General features: G+C 65.2%; 16 protein-coding genes. 5 read left to right on the top strand and 11 right to left on the bottom strand.

Annotated elements, in window-relative coordinates; all coding sequences use genetic code 11:
- The first annotated feature begins 56 nt into the window (after window positions 1-56).
- Window positions 57-518 carry a DUF2147 domain-containing protein gene (locus HWX31_RS07545; protein WP_174965634.1) on the top strand — a complete coding sequence of 154 codons (462 nt, stop codon included), beginning with the start codon at window positions 57-59 and terminating at the stop codon, window positions 516-518.
- Window positions 519-618: 100 nt separating this feature from the next.
- Here the strand turns inward: HWX31_RS07545 and HWX31_RS07540 are convergent, their stop codons facing one another.
- The 6 genes from HWX31_RS07540 to typA all read right to left on the bottom strand — a co-directional run bounded on the left by HWX31_RS07540 (window position 619) and on the right by typA (window position 10,309).
- Complete coding sequence (locus HWX31_RS07540) at window positions 619-1,020, bottom strand: transposase (RefSeq protein WP_059617190.1); 402 nt, start codon at window positions 1,018-1,020, stop codon at window positions 619-621.
- A 155-nt stretch (window positions 1,021-1,175) separates the two neighbouring features.
- Entirely contained in the window at window positions 1,176-2,273 is a 1,098-nt protein-coding gene (zapE, locus tag HWX31_RS07535) for a cell division protein ZapE (protein ID WP_174965633.1), read from the bottom strand.
- Between the two features lie 101 nt (window positions 2,274-2,374).
- Complete coding sequence (gene lpdA, locus HWX31_RS07530) at window positions 2,375-3,805, bottom strand: dihydrolipoyl dehydrogenase (protein WP_174965632.1); 1,431 nt, start codon at window positions 3,803-3,805, stop codon at window positions 2,375-2,377.
- 82 nt (window positions 3,806-3,887) lie between these two features.
- The gene (odhB, locus tag HWX31_RS07525; RefSeq protein ID WP_010092529.1) at window positions 3,888-5,165 is read right to left on the bottom strand and encodes a 2-oxoglutarate dehydrogenase complex dihydrolipoyllysine-residue succinyltransferase; all 1,278 of its coding nucleotides are present in this window, start codon (window positions 5,163-5,165) and stop codon (window positions 3,888-3,890) included.
- A gap of 133 nt (window positions 5,166-5,298) precedes the next feature.
- A complete protein-coding gene (locus HWX31_RS07520) occupies window positions 5,299-8,163 on the bottom strand; it encodes a 2-oxoglutarate dehydrogenase E1 component (protein ID WP_174965631.1) in 2,865 nt (954 codons plus the stop codon).
- A 319-nt stretch (window positions 8,164-8,482) separates the two neighbouring features.
- Window positions 8,483-10,309 (bottom strand): translational GTPase TypA, encoded by a 1,827-nt coding sequence (typA, locus tag HWX31_RS07515; protein WP_175933889.1) that lies wholly within the window; start codon window positions 10,307-10,309, stop codon window positions 8,483-8,485.
- 329 nt (window positions 10,310-10,638) lie between these two features.
- On the opposite strand from typA, the gene HWX31_RS07510 reads away from it, so the two are divergent.
- The 4 genes from HWX31_RS07510 to HWX31_RS07495 all read left to right on the top strand — a co-directional run bounded on the left by HWX31_RS07510 (window position 10,639) and on the right by HWX31_RS07495 (window position 15,599).
- Window positions 10,639-11,136 (top strand): MarR family winged helix-turn-helix transcriptional regulator, encoded by a 498-nt coding sequence (locus tag HWX31_RS07510; protein ID WP_059478601.1) that lies wholly within the window; start codon window positions 10,639-10,641, stop codon window positions 11,134-11,136.
- An 84-nt stretch (window positions 11,137-11,220) separates the two neighbouring features.
- Entirely contained in the window at window positions 11,221-12,735 is a 1,515-nt protein-coding gene (locus HWX31_RS07505) for an efflux transporter outer membrane subunit (RefSeq protein WP_174965629.1), read from the top strand.
- A 52-nt stretch (window positions 12,736-12,787) separates the two neighbouring features.
- Complete coding sequence (locus HWX31_RS07500) at window positions 12,788-14,011, top strand: HlyD/EmrA/EmrK family protein (protein WP_174965628.1); 1,224 nt, start codon at window positions 12,788-12,790, stop codon at window positions 14,009-14,011.
- Window positions 14,012-14,039: 28 nt separating this feature from the next.
- Window positions 14,040-15,599: a DHA2 family efflux MFS transporter permease subunit gene (locus HWX31_RS07495; RefSeq protein WP_174965627.1), complete on the top strand. Its 1,560-nt coding sequence runs from the start codon at window positions 14,040-14,042 to the stop codon at window positions 15,597-15,599.
- 95 nt (window positions 15,600-15,694) lie between these two features.
- Here HWX31_RS07495 and truB read toward each other — a convergent pair whose 3' ends face one another.
- The 5 genes from truB to rimP all read right to left on the bottom strand — a co-directional run bounded on the left by truB (window position 15,695) and on the right by rimP (window position 22,082).
- Window positions 15,695-16,627, bottom strand: coding sequence for a tRNA pseudouridine(55) synthase TruB (gene truB, locus HWX31_RS07490; protein WP_042583816.1), 933 nt, complete (start codon window positions 16,625-16,627; stop codon window positions 15,695-15,697).
- Between the two features lie 13 nt (window positions 16,628-16,640).
- The gene (rbfA, locus tag HWX31_RS07485) at window positions 16,641-17,039 is read right to left on the bottom strand and encodes a 30S ribosome-binding factor RbfA (protein WP_045566223.1); all 399 of its coding nucleotides are present in this window, start codon (window positions 17,037-17,039) and stop codon (window positions 16,641-16,643) included.
- Between the two features lie 111 nt (window positions 17,040-17,150).
- Window positions 17,151-20,057 (bottom strand): translation initiation factor IF-2, encoded by a 2,907-nt coding sequence (gene infB, locus HWX31_RS07480; RefSeq protein ID WP_174965626.1) that lies wholly within the window; start codon window positions 20,055-20,057, stop codon window positions 17,151-17,153.
- A 91-nt stretch (window positions 20,058-20,148) separates the two neighbouring features.
- On the bottom strand, window positions 20,149-21,624 hold the full coding sequence (gene nusA / locus HWX31_RS07475) for a transcription termination factor NusA (RefSeq protein WP_059617169.1): 1,476 nt from the start codon (window positions 21,622-21,624) through the stop codon (window positions 20,149-20,151).
- Window positions 21,624-22,082, bottom strand: coding sequence for a ribosome maturation factor RimP (gene rimP, locus HWX31_RS07470; protein WP_011884583.1), 459 nt, complete (start codon window positions 22,080-22,082; stop codon window positions 21,624-21,626). Before rimP ends, nusA begins: the two co-directional genes overlap by 1 nt.
- Window positions 22,083-22,231: the final 149 nt, after the last annotated feature.

The raw sequence follows: 22,231 nt of genomic DNA, 5'->3' as shown, positions 1-22,231 counted from the left end.
ACGCAGACGGTCGTGCGAGCGGTTCGAAAACGACATGCAAAACAAGGAGGACGACGATGACTCACCTGACCCGCCCGTTGCGCGCGATGGCCCTGGCCGGCGCGCTGCTCGCCTGTGCCGCGCACGCCTTTGCGCAAGGCGACAGCCCGATCGGCACGTGGCAGACGATCGACGACAGTACCGGCAAGCCGAAAGCGCTCGTGCAGATCGCCGAGGATTCGGACGGCTCGCTGTCGGGCAAGGTCGTCAAGGGCCTTGGCGCGAACGACACGCCTGATCGCCGCTGCACCGCATGCACGGACGAACGCAAGGATCAGCTGATCAAGGGCATGACGATCATCAAGGCGATGAAGAAGGATGGCGACCACTGGGATGGCGGCAACATCCTCGACCCCGAGAACGGCAAGGTCTACAAGTGCAAGATGACGCTGGACGACGGTGGTCAGAAGCTGGTCGTGCGCGGCTATATCGGCGTGTCGCTGCTCGGCCGGTCACAGACCTGGGTTCGCCAGCCGTAACGGCCTGCGCGCGACAGCGCGCCGCATCACATCAATCGGCCTGCGACGATGTCGCAGGCCGATTTCATTTCGGGACGACACAGGCGTGCAATGCGGGCGATCATGCTGCGCGCTTCAGTGCTTCCGCCCGATACGCGCGCGGCGCCGGCATTGCCACGCTGCGCGCTTCCGCTGCCTTCGACTGCGCGTGCTTGCGCATCCGCGTGACCAGCGTGTTGCACAGATTGATGCCCGCCTCGCCATAGAGCGCACGCATCACGTGCATCAGCGCGCCGGTTTCATGCCAGACCTTGAAGCGGCGATGGCACGTCTGGTACGACGGATAGCGGCGCGGCATTGCAGACCAGGTCGCGCCGCTGTAGATCACCCACAGCACGCCGTTCAGCACGGCGCGTGTGTTGGCGAGCGGCCGGCCGCGCAACTCGGTGCGCGGCTGCAATTCCGGTAGAAGCGACGTGACGCGCTTCCACTCGTCGTCGGTTAGATCGCGATACGGTGTCATGGACATCTCCAGCCTTAGGAACCATGACGCAACGATATCGGCTCAACCCGGGGTTGAATATAAGACTAATCCGAAATTACGACGAGATGACATCGATTTAACCGGAATTAAACATTGAATACCGCGACTTCGCACGCCGCATCGATCGCTCGCGCTCAGGTCAACGAAGTATCGACGATGCGGCGCGGCGTCTTGAGATACTCCTTCGACTGCATCTCGACGATCCGCGAGACCGTCCGCGTGAATTCGTTGGCCATCGGCCCTTCAATGTACAAATGCTCGGCCGGCACCGCCGCGGACATCAGCAGCTTGACCTTGTGGTCGTACAGCACGTCGATCAGCCACGTGAAGCGGCGCGCCTCCGACGCCATCCTCGGCGACATCTGCGGCACCTCGGACAGCACGATCGCATGGAAGCGGCTCGCGAGCTCGAGGTAGTCGTTCTGCGAACGCGGCCCGCCGCACAGCGTCGCGAAATCGAACCACACGACGCCGTCGGCCTTGCGCAGCGCCTTCAGCTCGCGCTTCTCGATATGCAGGATCGGGCTCTCGTCGGGCACCGCGGCGAGCTGCGCGAACGCATGGCGCAGCGCGCGATCCGCGTCCGCGCCGAGCGGCGTGTGGTACATCTGCACCTGCGCGAGCGTGCGCTGGCGATAGTCGACGCCCGCATCGACGTTGAGCACGTCGAGCCTGTTCTTGATGAGCGCGATCGCCGGCAGCATCCGGTCGCGATGCAGGCCGTCCGGATACAGGTCGTCCGGATCGTAGTTGGACGTCATCACGAACTGCACGCCGTTCGTGAACAGCCGGTCGAGCAGCCGGTACAGGATCATCGCGTCGGCGATGTCCGACACGTGGAACTCGTCGAAGCAGATCAGCCGGTAGCGCTTCGCGATGCGTCGCGCGAGCTCGTCGAGCGGATCGGCCTGCCCCTTCAGTTCCTCGAGCTCGCGGTGCACTTCGCGCATGAACTCGTGGAAATGAAGGCGCGTCTTGCGCTGCACGGGCACGACCGCATAGAAGCTGTCCATCAGGAAGCTCTTGCCGCGCCCGACGCCGCCCCACATATAGACGCCGCGCGGCAGGTCCGGACGAATGATGAGTTTCTTGAACGCGTTCGAGCGGCGCGCCTTGTAGGCCACCCACTCGTCGTAGCAACGCTGCAGGCGATCGATCGCCGCGCGCTGCGCGGGGTCGGACTGGTAACCGCGCGTGGTCAGCTCCCGCGCGTAGTATTCGGTGACGTTCATCGGGCAAACCAGAAAAGACGAAGGCGGGCAGGAAACCCCGCCCGCCTTCGTCGTAGGACCGCAGCGCCGGCCGCAGGACGGGCCGGCGCGTCAATGCGCGCTTAGCTGTTCAGCGAGCGCTTGTCGACGGCGAGCGCCGCTTCGCGCATCACTTCCGACATCGACGGGTGCGGATGGCAGATGCGGGCGATGTCTTCCGACGCCGCCTTGAACTCCATCGCCACCACGGCTTCCGCGATCAGGTCCGACGCGTTCGCCGCGATCACGTGCACGCCGAGCAGCTCGTCGGTCTTCGCGTCCGCGATCATCTTCACGAAGCCGTCCGGCGCGTTCATGCCGAGCGCGCGGCCGTTGATCGAGAACGGGAACTTGCCGCTCTTGATCTCGCGGCCTTCCGCCTTCAGCTGCTGCTCCGTCTTGCCGACCCATGCGATTTCCGGGTACGTGTAGATCACCCACGGAATGCAGTTGTAGTCGATGTGCGGCTTCTGGCCGTCGATCACTTCCGCGACCAGCACGCCTTCGTCTTCCGCCTTGTGCGCGAGCATCGGGCCGCGCACCACGTCGCCGATCGCGTAGACGTTCGGCACCGCCGTGCGGCAGTGGTCGTCCACGTCGATGAAGCCGCGCTCGTTCGCCTTCAGGCCGATCGCCTCGAGGCCGAGGTTGTCGGTGTTCGGCACGCGGCCGACCGACACGATCAGGCGGTCGGCGTCGAGCGTCTGTGCGTTGCCGTCCTTGTCCGTGTACGCGATCGACACGCCGTCCGGCGTCGCCTTCACGTCGCCGATCTTCACGCTGAGGTGAATGTCGAGGCCCTGCTTCTTGAACAGCTTCGCGGCTTCCTTCGCGAGCGCTTCGTCAGCCGCGCCGAGGAACGCCGGCAGCGCTTCGAGCACCGTCACTTCGGCGCCGAGGCGGCGCCACACCGAGCCGAGCTCGAGGCCGATCACGCCCGCGCCGATCACGGCGAGCTTCTTCGGCACCGAGTCGAACGTCAGCGCGCCTTCGTTGTCCGAAACGATCTTGTTGTCGACCGGGATGCCCGGCAGGTGACGTGCCTTCGAGCCCGTCGCGATGATCACGTTCTTCGCGGTGACGACTTCGGTTTCGCCCTCGCCGCTCACTTCGATCTGCACGCCGGCATCGGTCTTGCCGGTGAACTTGCCGTGGCCCTTCAGCCACGTGATCTTGTTCTTCTTGAACAGGAACTCGATACCGGACGTCATCTTCTCGACGATCCCGTCCTTGCGGCCGAGCATCTTCGCGAGGTCGATCTTCACGCCGTCGACGCTGATGCCGTGGTCGGCGAGGTGGTGCGACGCGTTCTCGAACTCTTCCGACGACGCAAGCAGCGCCTTCGACGGGATGCAGCCCACGTTCAGGCAGGTGCCGCCGAGCTTCAGCGCGCCGGCCGGGTTCTTCCACTTTTCGATACAGGCAACGGTCTTGCCCAGTTGAGCGGCGCGGATCGCGGCGATGTAGCCGCCGGGGCCGGCGCCGATCACGACGACGTCAAATTCCTTGGACATGGCAATCCTTTCTTCTTGTGCGTGCGCACGGGCGCGCGAGATCGCGCGCCCGTGCGGAGCGGGTCAATGCAGGTGGCGTGGCTTACAGGTCGAGCAGCAGGCGTGCCGGATCCTCGAGCGCATCCTTCATCGCGACGAGCGACAGCACCGCTTCGCGGCCGTCGATGATCCGGTGGTCGTACGACAGCGCCAGATAGTTGATCGGACGGATCACGATCTGGCCGTTCTCGACGACCGGACGCTCCTTCGTTGCGTGCACGCCGAGGATTGCCGATTGCGGCGGGTTGATGATCGGGGTCGACAGCATCGAGCCGAACACGCCGCCGTTCGAGATCGAGAACGTACCGCCCGTCATTTCCTCGATCGACAGCTTGCCGTCCTTCGCCTTCTGGCCGAATTCCGCGATCTTCTTTTCGATGTCGGCGAGGCTCATCTGGTCGGCATTGCGCAGGATCGGCACCACGAGACCGCGCGGCGAGCCGACGGCGATACCGATGTCGAAGTAGCCGTGATAGACGATGTCGTTACCGTCGATCGACGCGTTCACGAGCGGGAACTTCTTCAGCGCGTGGACTGCCGCCTTCACGAAGAACGACATGAAGCCGAGCTTCACGCCGTGTTCCTTCTCGAACTTGTCCTTGTACTTGTTGCGCAGCTCCATGACCGGAGCCATGTTGACTTCGTTGAACGTCGTCAGGATCGCGTTGGTCTGCTGCGACTCGAGCAGACGCTCGGCGATACGCGCACGCAGGCGCGACATCGGTACGCGCTGCTCCGGACGGTCGTTCAGCCACGTCGTTGCCGACGCCGGCACCTTCACGTCCGGCAGCGACGCCTTCGCCGCGGCGGTCTTCGCCGGTGCGGCGGCCGGTGCGGCCTTCGGCGCGCCGGCGGACAGCACGTCGCCCTTCGTGATGCGGCCGTCGCGGCCCGAGCCGGCGACGTCGCCTGCGGCGAGGCCCTTCTCGGCCAGCAGCTTCGACGCGGCCGGCGATGCAGCCGCCGTGCTCGACGCCGTCGCGGCGGCGGCCGGCTGGGCGGCCGGTGCGGCAGCAGCGGGAGCGGCTGCCGGCTTGACTTCGGTAGCGCCTGCCGCTGCTTCGGCCGCGCCTGCCTTCGCTTCGGTGTCGATCGTCGCGATCACCTGGTCGGCGACCACCGTGTCACCGTCGTTCTGCAGCACTTGTGCGAGCACGCCGGCGGCCGGCGCCGGCACTTCGAGCACGACCTTGTCGGTCTCGAGTTCGATCAGGATTTCGTCCTGCGCGACGGCTTCGCCGGGCTTCTTCTTCCACTGCAGCATGGTGGCTTCCGAAACCGACTCCGAAAGCTGGGGGACCTTGACTTCTACGATAGCCATGTGATTTTCCTGGATGCTTAATCTGGGTAATGACGAGCTGGCGATTCTTCAGGCCGATGCGGCGCGATGCGCGTCCTGCGGGCCAAAAGATTCGGGAAAGCGCTGCGCGCCTTCCCGTTTCGCTTGACGTCGGTTATTTCGCGATCGATGCGCTCTTCAGGCGGCCGAAAGCACCTTCGATGAGGGCCTTCTGCTGCTCGTAGTGCTTCGCGTAGTAGCCGACCGCCGGCGAGGCCGAAGCCGGACGGCCGCTGTATGCCAGCTTCTGCCCTTCCTTCATGCCTTCCTTCAGGTGGTGTTCGACGTAGAACCACGGGCCCTGGTTTTGCGGCTCGTCCTGCACCCAGACCACTTCGGTCGCGTTCTCGTACTTCTTCAGTTCAGCTTCGAACTGCTTGTGCGCGAACGGATACAGCTGTTCGATACGGATGATCGCAACGTCGTTCGCCTTCGTTTCGCGGCGATGCGCGACGAGGTCGAAGTACACGCGGCCCGAGCAGGCCAGCACGCGCTTGACCTTCTTCGCGTCGATGCCGCCGTCGGTTTCGCCGAGCACCGGCTGGAACGAGCCCTTCGCCAGTTCCGACAGGTCCGACACGGCTTCCTTGTGACGCAGCAGCGACTTCGGCGTCGCGACGATCAGCGGCTTGCGGAACAGGCGGATCATCTGGCGGCGCAGCAGGTGGAAGATCTGCGCCGGCGTCGTCGGCTGGACCACTTGCATGTTGTGGTCCGCGCACAGTTGCAGGAAACGCTCGATACGGGTCGACGAGTGCTCCGGGCCCTGGCCTTCATAGCCGTGCGGCAGCAGCATCGTCAGGCCCGACACGCGGCCCCACTTCACTTCGCCGGACGAGATGAACTGGTCGATCACGACTTGCGCGCCGTTGACGAAGTCGCCGAACTGCGCTTCCCACAGCACGAGCGTGTTCGGCTCGGCGGTCGAGTAGCCGTATTCGAAGCCCAGCACCGCCTCTTCCGACAGCACCGAGTCGATCACCGTGAACTTCGCCTGGTTGTCGGCGATGTTCTGCAGCGGCACGTACGTGCCGTCGTTCCAGCGCTCGCGGTTCTGGTCGTGCAGCACCGCGTGACGGTGCGTGAACGTGCCGCGGCCCGAGTCCTGGCCGGTCAGGCGCACCGAGTAGCCCGACGCGACGAGCGACGCGAACGCGAGGTGCTCGGCCATGCCCCAGTCGAGCGGCTGGTCGCCGCGCGCCATGTTGCGGCGGTCGTTGATCACGCGCTCGACGAGCGGGTGGACCTTGAAGTTTTCCGGCACCGTCGTGATGCGTTCGCCGAGACGCTTCAGCTCGGCGAGCGGCACCGCCGTGTCGGCTGCGTCCGTCCACTTGCGATTCAGGAACGGCACCCAGTCGACCGCGTACTTGCTCTTGTAGTTCGACAGGACCGGATCGACCGTGTGGTGTCCGTCGTCCATCGCCTTGCGGTACGCCTTCACGAAGCCGTCGGCGTCTTCCGCATTGATCACGCCCTGCTGCACGAGCTTCTCGGCGTACAGCGCACGGGTGCCCGGGTGCTGCGCGATCTTCTTGTACATCAGCGGCTGCGTGACCGCCGGCGTGTCCTGCTCGTTGTGACCCAGCTTGCGGAAGCAGACGATGTCGATCACGACATCCTTGTGGAACTGCATCCGGTAGTCGATCGCGATCTGCGTCGCGAGGATCACGGCTTCCGGATCGTCGCCGTTCACGTGCAGCACCGGCGCCTCGATCATCTTGACGACGTCGGTACAGTACAGCGTCGAGCGCGCGTCGCGCGGGTCGGACGTCGTGAAGCCGATCTGGTTGTTGATGACGATGTGCAGCGTGCCGTGCGTGCCGTAGCCGCGCGTCTGCGCGAGGTTCAGCGTTTCCATCACGACGCCCTGGCCTGCGAAGGCCGCGTCACCGTGGATCTGCACCGGCAGCACCTGCAGGCCGTCTTCGTCGCCGCGACGATCCATCCGCGCCTTCGCCGAGCCCTCGACCACCGGGTTCACGATTTCGAGGTGCGACGGGTTGAACGCGAGCGACAGGTGGACCGGGCCGCCTTCCGTCGACACGTCCGACGAGAAGCCCTTGTGGTACTTCACGTCGCCGGCCGGCAGGTCATCGACGTGCTTGCCTTCGAATTCGGCGAACAGGTCGGCCGGCATCTTGCCGAGCGTGTTGACGAGCACGTTCAGGCGGCCGCGGTGGGCCATGCCGATGATGATTTCCTGCACGCCGCGCTTGCCCGAGTGCTGGACGACTTCGTCCATCGCCGCGATGAAGCTTTCGCCGCCTTCCAGCGAGAAGCGCTTCTGGCCGACGTACTTGGTGTGCAGGTAGCGCTCGAGGCCTTCAGCGGCCGTCAGGCGGTTCAGGATGTGCTTCTTCTTGTCGACCGTGAAATTCGGCGTCGCGCGGGTCGATTCCAGGCGCTCCTGCCACCAGCGCTTCTGCTCGGGATCGCTGATGTACATGTACTCGGCGCCGATCGTGCCGCAGTACGTGTCGCGCAGCCCCTTGACGATGTCGCGCAGCGAAGCCTGGTCGAAACCGAAATACAGGTTGCTGGCGCTGTACGTCTGGTCCAGGTCGCCTTCGGAGAAGTCGTAGAACGCGGGTTCGAGTTCGGGAATGGCGGGACGTTCGCGACGCTTCAGGGGATCCAGATTGGCCCATTGCGAACCAAGGAAGCGATATGCGCTGATGAGGGACTGGACGTGAACTTGCTTGCGCGCCGCAGCCAGATTGGTGCCGCTTTCGCGCGGGATGAAGGCATTGGCCTTTGCACGCTCGGCGAACGATTCGACGATCGGGAAATGCGCGACGTCATTGGCATTCGAACCGTCCGTTGCAGGCACATTCTGCAGCGCGTCGAAATACTCTCGCCAGTTCTCCGGCACTGACGCCGGATTGTTGAGGTATGCATCGTACAGTTCTTCAACGTACGAAGCATTGCCGCCGAACAGATACGAGTTCAGCTGAAACTGCTTCATTACATCTGACATTTTACGCTCACCTTTCTTCGAGCTTCTCGAGAAATAGCGGGTTGCTCAACCTTCCGCGACACGGCCTGACCGTTTAGCGGATTGCGAATCAAGTCTTGCTTGGAAGGACCTAAAACTTGCGTGCGCGCAGCATATCACAGAACCGTTACCAGAGTTCACGCGGAAATGTGCCTGAAAGCACCGTGTGGCGGGGTTTCGCCGGATTGCCACATGCCGCTGAAACATTGTTTTGCAGGCCGCGCGCCTGCACGCCGCGCGGATGCGAAAAAGCCGCCCGGAGGCGGCTTTTTTCGTGTTGCCCGGAGTCGCTCCGGCGCACTCAGTCGATCGCGGCTTCGCGGCTTGCGCGGCGACGCTCGTGCTCCTTCAGGTGACGCTTGCGCAGGCGGATCGACTGCGGCGTCACTTCGACCAGTTCGTCGTCGTCGATGAACTCGACCGCGTATTCGAGCGACATCTGGATCGGCGGCACGAGACGCACGGCTTCGTCGGTGCCCGACGCGCGCACGTTGGTGAGCTGCTTGCCCTTGATCGGGTTCACGACGAGGTCGTTGTCGCGGCTGTGAATGCCGATGATCATGCCCTCATAGAGCGCGTCGCCCGGCTTCACGAACATGCGGCCGCGATCCTGCAGCTTCCACAGCGCGTATGCCACCGCTGCGCCGTCGTCCTGCGAGATCAGCACGCCGTTGCGACGCTCGCCGACCGAGCCGTCCTTGACCGGCGCGTACGAGTCGAAGATGTGGCTCATCAGGCCCGTGCCGCGCGTGAGCGTCAGGAACTCGCTCTGGAAACCGATCAGGCCGCGCGCCGGAATCTTGTATTCCAGACGCGTGCGGCCGCGGCCGTCCGACGCCATGTCGAGCATCTCGCCCTTGCGGCGACCGAGCTCTTCCATCACGCCGCCCTGGTGTTCGTCCTCGAGGTCGACCGTCAGCAGTTCGTACGGCTCGTGCTTCACGCCGTCAACTTCCTGCATCACGACGCGCGGACGCGACACCGCCATCTCGTAGCCTTCGCGGCGCATGTTCTCGACCAGGATCGTCAGGTGCAGTTCGCCGCGGCCCGACACTTCGAACACCGTCTCGTCGCCCGTGTCGCGCACGCGCAGCGCGACGTTGTGGTTCAGTTCCTTCATCAGGCGGTCGCGGATCTGGCGGCTCGTCACGAACTTGCCTTCACGGCCCGCGAGCGGCGACGAGTTGACGAGGAAGTTCATCGTCAGCGTCGGCTCGTCGACGGTGATCATCGGCAGCGCTTCCGGCGTGTCCACCGCGCAGATCGTCGCGCCGATGCCGACGTCTTCGATGCCGTTGATCAGCACGATGTCGCCCGCTTCGGCCGACTCGACCTGCACGCGCTCCAGACCCTTGAACGACAGCACCTGGTTGATCTTGCGGTTCAGCACGTCGCCTTCCGGGCCGAAGCGCATCACGACCGGCTGGCCCGGCTTGATGCGGCCGCGCGTGATGCGGCCGACGCCGATCCGGCCGACGTACGTCGAATAGTCGAGCGACGTGATCTGCAGCTGCAGCGGCGCTTCCGGGTCAGCCGGGCGGACCGGCACGTGCTCGAGGATCGCCTCGAACAGCGGGCGCATGTCGCCTTCGCGCGTGGCCGGATCGAGCGACGCGTAGCCGTTCAGGCCCGATGCGTAGACGATCGGGAAGTCGAGCTGCTCCTCGGTTGCACCGAGCTTGTCGAACAGGTCGAAGGTCTGGTTGATGACCCAGTCGATGCGCGCGCCCGGGCGGTCGACCTTGTTGATCACGACGATCGGCTTCAGACCGAGCGCGAGCGCCTTCTTCGTCACGAAGCGCGTCTGCGGCATCGGGCCCTCGACTGCGTCGACCAGCAGCAGCACCGAGTCGACCATCGACAGCACGCGCTCTACCTCACCGCCGAAGTCCGCGTGTCCCGGGGTGTCGACGATGTTGATGTGCGTGCCTTCGTATTCGACCGCGCAGTTCTTCGCGAGAATCGTGATCCCGCGCTCCTTTTCGATGTCGTTCGAGTCCATCACCCGCTCGGCGACTTGCTGGTTCTCGCGGAAGATGCCGGACTGGCGAAGCAGTTGGTCGACGAGCGTTGTCTTGCCGTGGTCGACGTGGGCGATGATGGCGATGTTGCGAAGGGCGCGGGTCATAGAAACCTGGAAATCGATTGGGTGCGCAAGTGCGCACGCCCGTTTGTCACGTGCGTGCGCGATGCACAGCTTGGAAACCATAAATTATAGCACGCGCGAATGACGCGAACGGTCCGCGCACTGCACCGCAACAAACCGGACCGCGATCCCAGTCCGCCAATGCGCCGGGCGCCCGCCCCGCCCGGCTTCCACCCCTCCGGCAAAAACCCTCTTTTCCGTAGGGCATTGGGCGGCGCCCTGCATACCCAAAGCCGTTCGATTAACATTTGTCGAAGCAAGCATTTGCGCCTACACTACTGCCTAGTCAACTATTGCAGTTTCACGGTTTTATGTCGGATCCTTCCTCTTCCCAGCCGCAGTCCGTATCGCTTTCGACCTATCAGGTGAACGATAGCGTCGGCTATCTGATGTCGCGTGTGAAATCGCTGATGACCAACCTCGTCACGCAGCGCACGCAAGGCGAACTCGGCATCACCGGCACGCAGGCCAGCATGCTGTTCATGATCGCGGTCGGCAAATGCTCGACGGCCGCCGAACTCGCCCGCGAATACGGGATCGACGCGAGCGCGGTGACGCGCCTGCTCGACCGCGTCGAGAAGCGCGGCCTGCTGTCGCGCGTGCGCAGCATCGAGGACCGGCGCGTCGTGCGGCTCGAACTGACCGACGAAGGGCGTGCGCTCGCCGAACGCCTGCCGGCCATCTTCCGCAGCGTGCTCGACCAGCTGCTGGACGGCTTCACGCCGGAGGAAGTCGGCTTCCTGAAAAGCATGCTGCGCCGCATTCTCGGCAACGCGTGCGAGACGACCGGCGGCAGCACGCCACAATAATTGCAACAACAATCATCTTTGACAGATTAATGTAAGGAAATCCTTGCAGTGGCCATTATTCATTCCGAGTCAGGGATCAGCGCGATGAAATCCTCTCCGTTATCCGTGCGCGCCGTCTCGTACCGGTCCGCCATCGCCGTCGCGGTCGCCGCGCTGGCGCTGACGGGCTGTGCGAACTACTTCGGCATCAAGAGCGACAAGCAGATCGCCCCGGCGTCGCAGTTCGAAACCGCGCAGAGCCTGCCCGCCCAGGGCGGCAAGTGGCCGTCGCTCGACTGGGCCACCGGGTTCGGCGACCCGCAGTTGCCGAAGCTTATCGACGAGGCGCTCGCCGACAATCCGTCGATCGCGCAGGCGCAGGCGCGGATCGCGAAGGCGTCGTCGTACATCGAGTCGTCGCGCTCGACGCTGCTGCCGAAGGTCGAAGGCAGCTATTCGTGGAACCGCCAGCTGTATTCGAGCAACGCACTCTTCCCGCCGCCGCTGGGCGGCCAGTGGTACAGCGAGAACAACGCGCTCGCGAGCGCGTCGTGGGATCTCGACTTGTGGGGCAAGAACCGCGAGCGCCTGCACACCGCCGTGTCGCAGGAAAAGGCCGCCGAGGCCGACATGCAGCAGGCGCGCATCACGCTCGCGTCGTCGATCGCCCGCACCTACAATTCGCTCGCGCAGCTCTATGCGCTGCGCGACATCGCGCAGCGCGAGATCGTCAACCGCCAGACGGTCGGCAAGATCACCGACGGCCGGGTGACCGCCGGCCTCGACACCAACGTCGAACGGCAGACCGCGCGCGGCAACATCGCGACGACCCAGGCGTCGCTGTCCGACCTCGACGGCCAGATCACGAGCGTGCGCTACCAGCTTGCCGCCCTGCTCGGCAAGGGGCCGGACCGCGGCCTGCAGATCGCCGCGCCGGTGCTGAATCCGGGCGGCGCCGTCGCGCTGCCCGACAATCTGCCGGCCGACCTCGTGTCGCGGCGCCCCGACATCGTCGCCGCGCGCTGGCAGGTCGAAGCCGCGATGCACGACGTGAAGGAAGCGAAAGCCGAGTTCTACCCCGACGTGAACCTCGCGGCGGGCTTCGGCTTCGATGCGTTCGGCTGGGGCAAATTCCTGAACTTCGCGAGCCGCCAGGCGCAGTTCAGCCCCGCGGTCCACCTGCCGATCTTCGACGGCGGCGCGCTGCGCGCGCAGCTCAAGGGCCGCTATGCGGACTTCGACCTGTCGGTCGCGAACTACAACCAGACACTGATCAGTGCACTGAACGACGTCGCGACGCAGGTTTCGTCGATCCGCGCGATCGACCGGCAGATGGACGACGCGCAGCGGGCGCTCGACGCGTCGACGAAGGCATACGACCTCGCGGTGATCCGCTACAAGGCCGGCCTGTCGCCGCAACTGCAGGTGCTGAACGCGGACAGCAACCGCCTCGCATCGGAACAGACCGTGACCAACCTGAAGATGCGGCGGCGCGACATGCAGCTCGCGCTGATCAAGGCGCTCGGCGGCGGCTTCGACGCCACCGGCACCCGCCTCGCCGCACCCGATGCCGAACAGCGCACCGCGCAGGCCAAGGCCGCGCAACAGGCCGCGAACTGAATCGGCACGACCACTACGCAGACACTCGAAACAACGGACGGAGAAAATCGCCATGAGCGACCCTCAACAGAACGCCGCCAGCGCCCAGGCGCAGAGTAACGGCAAGCGCAAGCGGATGATGACGCTGCTCGTCGCGGTCATCGTGATCGCGGCCATTGCCTACGGGCTGTACTACTTCCTCGTCGCGCGCTTCCACGAATCGACCGACGACGCCTACGTGAACGGCAACGTCGTGCAGATCACGCCGCAGGTCACGGGCACCGTGATCGCGGTGAAGGCCGACGACACGCAGACCGTCAAGGCCGGCGATTCGCTCGTGGTGCTCGACCCGGCCGATTCGCAGGTCGCGCTGCAGCAGGCCGAAGCGAACCTCGCGCAGACGGTGCGCCAGGTGCGCGGCCTGTTCGTCAACGACGACCAGTACCGTGCGCAGGTTGCGCTGCGCCAGTCGGACCTGTCGCGCGCCGAGGACGACCTGCGCCGCCGCCTTGCAGTCGCGCAGACCGGCGCCGTGTCGCAGGAAGAGATCTCGCATGCGCGTGACGCCGTAAAGGGCGCACAGGCGTCGCTCGACACCGCGCAGCAGCAGCTCGCGTCGAACCGCGCGCTGACCGCGAACACGACGATCGCGTCGCACCCGAACGTGCTCGCCGCGGCCGCGAAGGTCCGCGACGCGTATCTCGCCAACGCGCGCAACACGCTGCCCGCGCCCGTCACCGGCTACGTCGCGAAGCGCTCGGTGCAGGTCGGCCAGCGCGTATCGCCGGGCACGCCGCTGATGTCGGTCGTGCCGCTGAACGCGGTATGGGTCGACGCGAACTTCAAGGAAGTGCAGCTCAACCACATGCGCATCGGCCAGCCGGTCGAGCTGACGGCCGACATCTACGGCTCGTCGGTCGTCTATCACGGCAAGGTCGTCGGCTTCTCGGCCGGCACCGGCTCCGCGTTCTCGCTGCTGCCCGCGCAGAACGCGACCGGCAACTGGATCAAGGTCGTGCAGCGCCTGCCGGTGCGAATCGAACTCGACTCGAAGGATCTCGAAAAGCACCCGCTGCGCATCGGCCTGTCGATGCAGGTCGACGTCAACATCAAGGACGAGAGCGGCAACCAGCTCGGCAACGTGCAGAACACGGTTTACCAGACCGACGTGTTCGCGAAGTACGGCGACGAAGCCAACGCCGAAATCGCGCGCATCGTTGCGGAGAACGCGGGCGGCAACGCGTCGACCCCGGCGCCGGCCGCGGCGAAGCAAAGCAGCATCGCGAAGATGATGTAATCCGTTCCGTTCCCGGAAGACCATCGACATGGCACAGCCTCCTGTCTCTCACCCGCCCTTGCAGGGCGGGCAGCTCGTGATCGGGACGATCGCGGTGTCGCTCGCCGTGTTCATGAACGTGCTCGACACGTCGATCGCGAACGTCGCGATCCCGACCATCTCGGGCGATCTCGGCGTGTCGTCCGACCAGGGCACATGGGTCATCACGTCGTTCGCGGTCGCGAACGCGATCTCCGTGCCGCTGACGGGCTGGCTCACCGATCGCTTCGGACAGGTTCGCCTGTTCCTCGCGTCGATCATCCTGTTCGTCATTTCGTCGTGGATGTGCGGACTCTCGCCGACACTGCCGTTCCTGCTCGTGTCGCGCGTAATCCAGGGCGCCGTCGCGGGCCCGATGATTCCGCTGTCGCAAGCGCTGCTGCTCGCGAGCTACCCGCGCGCCAAGGCGCCGATGGCGCTCGCGCTCTGGGCGATGACGACGCTGATCGCCCCCGTCGCCGGCCCGATTCTCGGCGGATGGATTTCGGACAACTACTCATGGCCCTGGATCTTTTACGTCAACATCCCGGTCGGCATCGCCGCCGCGATCGCGACGTGGATGATCTACCGCCAGCGCGAGTCGGTCGTGCGCCGCGCGCCGATCGACGGCGTGGGCCTCGCCCTGCTGGTCGTCTGGGTCGGCTCGCTGCAGATCATGCTCGACAAGGGCAAGGATCTCGACTGGTTCGCGTCGACGACCATCATCGCGCTCGCGCTGACCGCCGTCATCGCGTTCGCGTTCTTCGTCGTCTGGGAGCTCACCGCCGAGCATCCGGTCGTCGACCTGTCGCTGTTCCGCATACGGAACTTCACCGGCGGCACGGTCGCGCTGTCGATCGGGTACGGGCTGTACTTCGGCAACCTCGTGCTGCTGCCGCTGTGGCTGCAGACGCAGATCGGCTATACCGCAACCGACGCCGGCCTCGTGATGGCGCCGGTCGGGCTGTTCGCGATCCTGCTGTCGCCGCTCACCGGGAAGTACCTGCCGCGCACCGATCCCCGCTATATCTCGACGGCGTCGTTCCTGACCTTTGCGCTGTGCTTCTGGATGCGCTCCCGCTACACGACCGGCGTCGACGAATGGTCGCTGACGCTGCCGACGCTCGTGCAGGGCATCGCGATGGCCGGCTTCTTCATCCCGCTCGTGTCGATCACGCTGTCCGGCCTGCCCGGCCACCGCATTCCCGCGGCGTCGGGCCTGTCGAACTTCGTGCGGATCATGTGCGGCGGGATCGGCACGTCGATCTTCCAGACCGCGTGGGATCACCGGAACAACTTCCATCACGCGCAGCTGGTCGAGCAGGCGAATGCCTATAACCCGGTGTTCAACCAGGCCGTCACGCAGATGGGCAATCTCGGCCTGACCCAGCAGCAGGCGCATGGCCTGATCAACAACATGGCCACGCAGCAGGCCGCGCAGCTCGGCGTGAACGACCTGTTCTACATCTCGGCCGCGATCTTCGTGCTGCTGATCGCACTGATCTGGACCACGAAACCCGAGCGCGCGGGCGGCGGCGATGCCGGCGCGGCGGCGGCGGCGGCGCACTGAACGCAGCGCCCACCGGCGCACAAGACAAAAGGCCCGGTCGACAACGACCGGGCCTTTTTTTCATGCCGCCGGCAATGCCGGCGCGCCGCGCGGCTTCACGCCGCCGTCACGACGAGCCGTTCAGGCGCCAGCACGCCGTTCGCCGCGCGGGCCACGCCAAGCAGCCGCGTCGCGTCGTAGACCCGCACCCGCTCGCCTTCGCTCGCGTCGATACGCGCGATCTCCGACAGCTTCAGGCGCTGGCCGTGCAGGAAACGCTTCGCGCACGCGTCGTCGAGCCGCACCATCGGAAACGTCGACAGCAGCGCGTCGACCGGCTGGAGCCATGCGTCGCGCGCGGCATCGTCGGCATCGGACAGCGCATCGAGCGTTACCGCATGGTCGAGCGTCAGCGCACCGACGCCGGTGCGGCGCAGCATCGTCAAGTGTGCGCCGCAGCCGAGCGCCTCGCCGAGATCTTCCGCGAGCGTGCGCACGTACGTGCCCTTACTGCAGGTCACGCGGAACGTCACGTCGGGCAGGTCGCACGCGAGCAGTTCGAGCCGGTGGATCGTCACGTTGCGCCCTTCGCGCTCGACCGTCTGGCCGGCGCGCGCATATTCGTAGAGCGGCTTGCCGTCGCGCTTGAGCGCGGAGTACATCGGCGGCACCTGCACGATTTCGCCGGTGAAGCGCTCGAGCGCCGCTTGCACGGCCGCCCGGTCGCATTCGACGGGACGCGTGTCGAGCACCTCGCCTTCCGCATCGCCGGTCGCGGTGCGCACGCCGAGGCGCATCGTCGCCTCGTAAGTCTTGTCGGCTTCGAGCAGATCCTGCGAGAACTTCGTCGCTTCGCCGAAGCACAGCGGCAACAGGCCCGAGGCCAGCGGATCGAGCGTGCCGGTGTGGCCGGCCTTCTTCGCGAGATAGAGGCGCTTCGCGCGAATCAGGGCATCGTTGCTCGACAGCCCGACCGGCTTGTCGAGCAGAAGGACGCCGTCCAGCGCGCGCCGGGGCACGCGCGGACGTTGGGATGCTGCAGTCGTCATAGGCCGGGCGAGCTCAATCTTCCTTGGCGGGCGCGCCGGTTTCGTCGTCGTCCAGCGCGCGCGTCGAGTTCGCTTCCTTGATCAGACGCGACATCTCCACCGCCTTCTCGATCGTCTGATCGTAGTGGAAATGCAGCGTCGGCACCGTATGGATGTGCAGGCGCTTGAACAGCAGGTTGTGCAGGTGACCGGACGCGTGGTTCAGCGCCTCTTGCGTCTTTTCCGGATCGCCGGTGAGCGCCGTGAAGTATACCTTCGCGTGCGCGTAGTCCGGCGTGAGTTCCACGCTCTGGATGGTCACGATGCCGATGCGCGGGTCCTTGACCTCGCGCATGATGAGTTCGGACAGGTCGCGCTGAATCTGGTCGGCGATCTGCACGTTGCGATTGGGAGAAGTACGTTTCCTGGACATGATCGATCCCTGATGCGTTTATCAGGACAATGCGGCGACCCTTGGTGCGCCGCCATGAAAATGGGCGGGACAGGCCCACGCCTGCCCCGCCCATGAGCCGATGCGCGATGCTTACAGCGTACGCGCGACTTCGGTCACTTCGAAGACTTCGAACTGGTCGCCTTCGATGACGTCGTTGAAGTTCTTCACCGACATGCCGCACTCGAAGCCTTGCTTGACTTCCTTCACGTCGTCCTTGAAGCGCTTCAGCGACTCGAGTTCGCCGGTGAAGATCACGACGTTGTTGCGCAGCACGCGAACCGACGACGAACGCTTGACGATACCGTCCGTGACCATACAGCCCGCGACCGTACCGACCTTCGGCACCTTGAACACCTGGCGCACCTCGACCATGCCGGTCACGACTTCGCGCTTCTCCGGCGCCAGCATGCCCGACATCGCCGCCTTCACCTCATCCACTGCGTCGTAGATGATGTTGTAGTAGCGGATGTCGACGCCATTGGCTTCCGCGAGCTTGCGCGCCTGCGCATCCGCACGCGTGTTGAAGCCGATGATGACCGCCTTCGATGCCGTCGCCAGGTTGACGTCGCTTTCGCTGATGCCGCCCACGGCGCTGTGCACGATCTGCACGCGCACTTCGCTGGTCGACAGCTTGAGCAGCGACTGCACGAGCGCTTCCTGCGAACCCTGCACGTCGGCCTTGATGATGAGCGGCAGGTTCTGCACTTCGCCTTCGCCCATCTGCTCGAGCATGCTTTCCAGCTTCGCTGCCTGCTGCTTCGCCAGCTTGACGTCGCGGAACTTGCCCTGACGGAACAGCGCGATTTCGCGCGCCTTGCGCTCGTCCGGCAGCACGATCACTTCCTCGCCTGCGCCCGGCACTTCCGACAGACCCTGGATCTCGACCGGGATCGACGGGCCGGCTTCCTTCGTCGGCTTGCCGTTCTCGTCGAGCATCGCACGAACGCGGCCGTAAGCGGTGCCCGCGAGCACGATGTCGCCGCGGTTCAGCGTACCGGACTGCACCAGCATCGTTGCGACCGGGCCCTTGCCCTTGTCGAGCTTCGCTTCGATCACGATGCCCTTGGCCGGCGCCTCGACCGGTGCCTTCAGCTCCAGCACTTCGGCTTGCAGCAGCACGTTCTCGAGCAGATCGTCGATGCCCGTGCCCGTCTTTGCCGACACCGGCACGAACGGCGAGTCGCCGCCGTATTCTTCCGGCACGACGCCTTCGGCGACCAGTTCCTGCTTCACACGGTCCGGGTTCGCTTCCGGCTTGTCGATCTTGTTGATCGCGACGACGATCGGCACCCCGCCCGCCTTCGCGTGCGAGATGGCTTCCTTCGTCTGCGGCATCACGCCGTCGTCGGCCGCCACCACCAGAACGACGATGTCGGTCGCCTTCGCACCACGCGCACGCATTGCCGTGAACGCCTCGTGACCCGGGGTATCCAGGAACGTGACGACACCGCGCGGCGTTTCGACGTGATACGCGCCGATGTGCTGCGTAATGCCGCCCGCTTCGCCCGCTGCGACCTTCGCGCGGCGGATGTAGTCGAGCAGCGAGGTCTTGCCGTGGTCGACATGACCCATCACGGTGACGACCGGCGGACGCGGCAGTTGCTCTGCATCGGTACCGGTCTCGCCTTCGACGAGCAGTGCTTCCGGATCGTCCAGCTTCGCCGCAACCGCGCGGTGGCCCAGTTCCTCGACGACGATCATCGCGGTTTCCTGGTCCAGCACCTGGTTGATCGTGACCATCTGGCCCATCTTCATCATCACCTTGATGACTTCGGAGGCCTTGATTGCCATCTTGTGCGCAAGGTCGGCCACCGAGATGGTTTCCGGCACATGCACTTCACGGACGATCGGCTCGGTCGGCGCCTGGAACGACGATGCGCTTTCCTGGTGACGGCCGCGCCCCTTCGGGCCGCCGCGCCATCCGCGGTCGACGCCGCCGCTCGAGTCGCCACGCGTCTTGATGCCGCGGCGCTTCGCGGCGTCGTCCTGCCAGCCGCCCTTGCCGGCGCCCGGCTTCTTGTTGCGGTCGCCCGCGCCGGCCGGCGCCTGCGTCGTCGCCGGTGCTGCGCCGGCCGGCTTCTTCGCCGCCGGACGCGCCTGCGCGCCTTCCGGCTTCGCCGGCTTGTGCAGCGTGCCCTTCGCTTCGGCCGGCTTGGCCGGCTCCGCCGGCTTCGGCGGCTCGACAGCCTTGACCACGGCCTTGCGCGGCGTGTTCATCATCTCGCGGATCGCACGCGCTTCCGCCTCGGCGGCCGCGCGGCGCTTGCTGATCTCTTCCTGCTCGGCGCGCGCCTTGTCCGCCGCTTCGCGTGCAGCATCCTCGGCCTTCTTCGCCGCTTCGCGCTGCGCCGCACGTTCGGCAGCCGCGCGCTCATCGTCCTGCGAGGACTGCGGGCGCGCTTCCTGTTCGGCCGCTGCCGCCTGCTGGGCTGCAGCCTGCTTCGCCGCCGCTTCGGCTGCGGCGCGCTTCGCCGCCTCTTCCTCGGCGCGGCGACGCTCCGCTTCGGCCGCTTCCTCGCGGGCGCGGCGTTCCGCTTCCTCGCGCTCGAGGCGCTCCTGGCGCTCGCGCAGCTCCTGCGCCTGCTTCTCGAGCAGCTCGGCCTCGCGGCGCGCCTCTTCCTCGCGGCGCTTCAGTTCCGCGTCGTCATCCGCTTCGGCGGCCTGTGCGTGACCCTGGTCCGCGACATCGCCCACGTCGTCACGCTTGACGAACGTGCGCTTCTTGCGGACCTCGACCTGAATGGTGCGAGCCTTGCCCGTCGCGTCGGACTGCTTGATCTCCGACGTATGCTTGCGGGTCAGCGTGATCTTGCGCTTGTCGCCGTCGGTCGCGCCGTGCGACTTGCGCAAATGATCGAGCAGACGCGCCTTGTCCGCCTCGGACAGCGCATCGTCTTCACTCGCTTTCTGGACGCCCGCTGCCTGCAGCTGTTCGAGCAGCACACCAGCAGGCATTTTCAGTTCCGCGGCAAATTGGGCTACGTTGTTACTCGCCATTCATTCCTCTTAGTGCAAGGACCGATTCCTTGCGGTTAGCATCGGGTCAGGCCATACGGCCGCCATCAAATCAGTGCGCCATGGTCATTTCTCACTGGAACCAATGTTCACGTGCTTTCATGATCAACGCCTTAGCGGCATCCTCTTCCACCCCGGTCATATCGACCAGTTCATCCACTGCCAGCTCGGCGAGATCGTCGCGCGTGGCCACACCGTGTTCGGCCAGCTTCGAGAGCAGCTCCGGCGTGATGCCGTCGAGGCTCTTCAGGTCCAGCGCCGCGTTTTCGACCTTTTCTTCGTTGGCGATCGCCATCGTCAGCAGCGCGTCGCGCGCGCGGTTGCGCAGCTCGTGCACGGTATCCTCGTCGAACGCCTCGATCTCGAGCATTTCGTTGAGCGGCACGTAAGCGATCTCTTCGAGGCTCGTGAAGCCTTCGTCGATCAGGATGTCGGCAACTTCTTCGTCGACGTCGAGACGCGCCATGAACAGGGCACGCAGCCGGTCGCGCTCTTCGCCCTGCTTCTGGGCGGACTCGTCCGGCGTCATGATGTTGATCTGCCAGCCGGTCAGCTCGCCGGCAAGGCGAACGTTCTGACCGCTGCGGCCGATCGCGACGGCCAGTTCGTTCTCGTCGACGACGACATCCATCGAGTGCTTTTCTTCATCGACGACGATCGACTGAACGGCTGCCGGCGCGAGCGCGCCGATCACGAATTGGGCGGGATCTTCCGACCATAGCACGATGTCGATGTTTTCGCCACCGAGCTCGTTGCGCACCGCCTGCACGCGCGAACCGCGAATGCCGACGCAGGTGCCGATCGGATCGATCCGCTTGTCGTACGCGACGACGCCGATCTTCGCGCGCACGCCCGGGTCGCGCGCGGCCGCCTTGATCTCGAGCAGGCCCTGCTCGATCTCCGGCACTTCCATCTCGAACAGCTTCATCAGGAATTCCGGCGCGGTGCGCGACAGCTCGATCTGCGGGCCGCGCGCGGTGCGGTCGACCTTCGCGATGTACGCGCGCACGCGGTCGCCCACGCGCAGGTTTTCCTTCGGAATCAGCTGGTCGCGGCGCAGCAGCGCTTCGACGCGACCCGATTCGACGATGAAGTTGCCCTTGTCGAGGCGCTTCACCGTGCCCGTCATGATCTTTTCGCCGCGCTCGAGGTAGTCGTTCAGGATCTGCTCGCGCTCCGCGTCGCGCACCTTCTGCAGGATCACCTGCTTGGCGGCCTGCGCGCCGATGCGGCCGAACTCGATCGACGGCACCGACTCCTCGATGTAGTCGCCGACTTCGACGTCGCCCTTCTGCTCACGCGCCTCGAACAGCAGGATCTCGCGATCCGGCTCCTGCAGGCCCGCTTCGTCGGGCACGACGAGCCAGCGACGGAAGGTTTCGTGCTCGCCGCTTTCGCGATCGATATGGACGCGGATCTCGGCGCCTTCGTCGAACAGCTTCTTGGAAGCCGATGCGAGCGCCGCCTCGAGGGCGCCCAGCACGACATCCTTGTCGACGTTTTTCTCGCGCGCCAGCGCATCCACCAGCATCAACACTTCGCGACTCATTATTTGCGGCTCCTAAAGTCAACTTGCGGAATCAGGCGGGCTTTGTCGATATCGGCCAGCGTGAAATCCAGCATGGCTGCCTCGCCCTTGTTCCTCTCAAATTCCAAACCGATCGTTTCGCCGTTCGGCGCGTGCAGAATGCCCCGGTACGTCTTGCGCCCGTCCAGCGGCTTTTTCAAGGTCACGGAGACTTCGCTGCCAGCGAAGCGCTCGAAGTCGGCCAGCTTCTTCAACGGGCGGTCGAGCCCCGGGGACGAGACTTCGAGCCGTTCGTAATCGATGTTTTCGACCGTCAAGACGTGCTGGAGCTGACGCGTGACCTTTTCGCAATCGTCGAGCGAAATGCCGGCAGGCTGGTCGATATAGATGCAAAGCATGCCGCGCCCGGTGCGCTCGAGATCCACCAGCTCGTAGCCGAGTCCGGTGACCGTGGTTTCTATCAGTTCCGTCAGTTGCACAGTGCCCTCTCAGGTGTTCGCGCCCGCCGCTCGCGATTCACCCGCGGGCGCGCGCCTTAGCCGGCGCAGGAAGCGCTACCCGAGATGCCTAACCGTTTCAGCAAAAAAAAATGGGCGGAACGCCCATCTTCTTACCGGTGGTCGCACCT

Origin of the sequence: Burkholderia ubonensis (assembly GCF_902833085.1) — a bacterium.
Lineage (GTDB): Bacteria > Pseudomonadota > Gammaproteobacteria > Burkholderiales > Burkholderiaceae > Burkholderia > Burkholderia ubonensis.
This window is presented reverse-complemented; position numbering and strand designations above follow the sequence as displayed.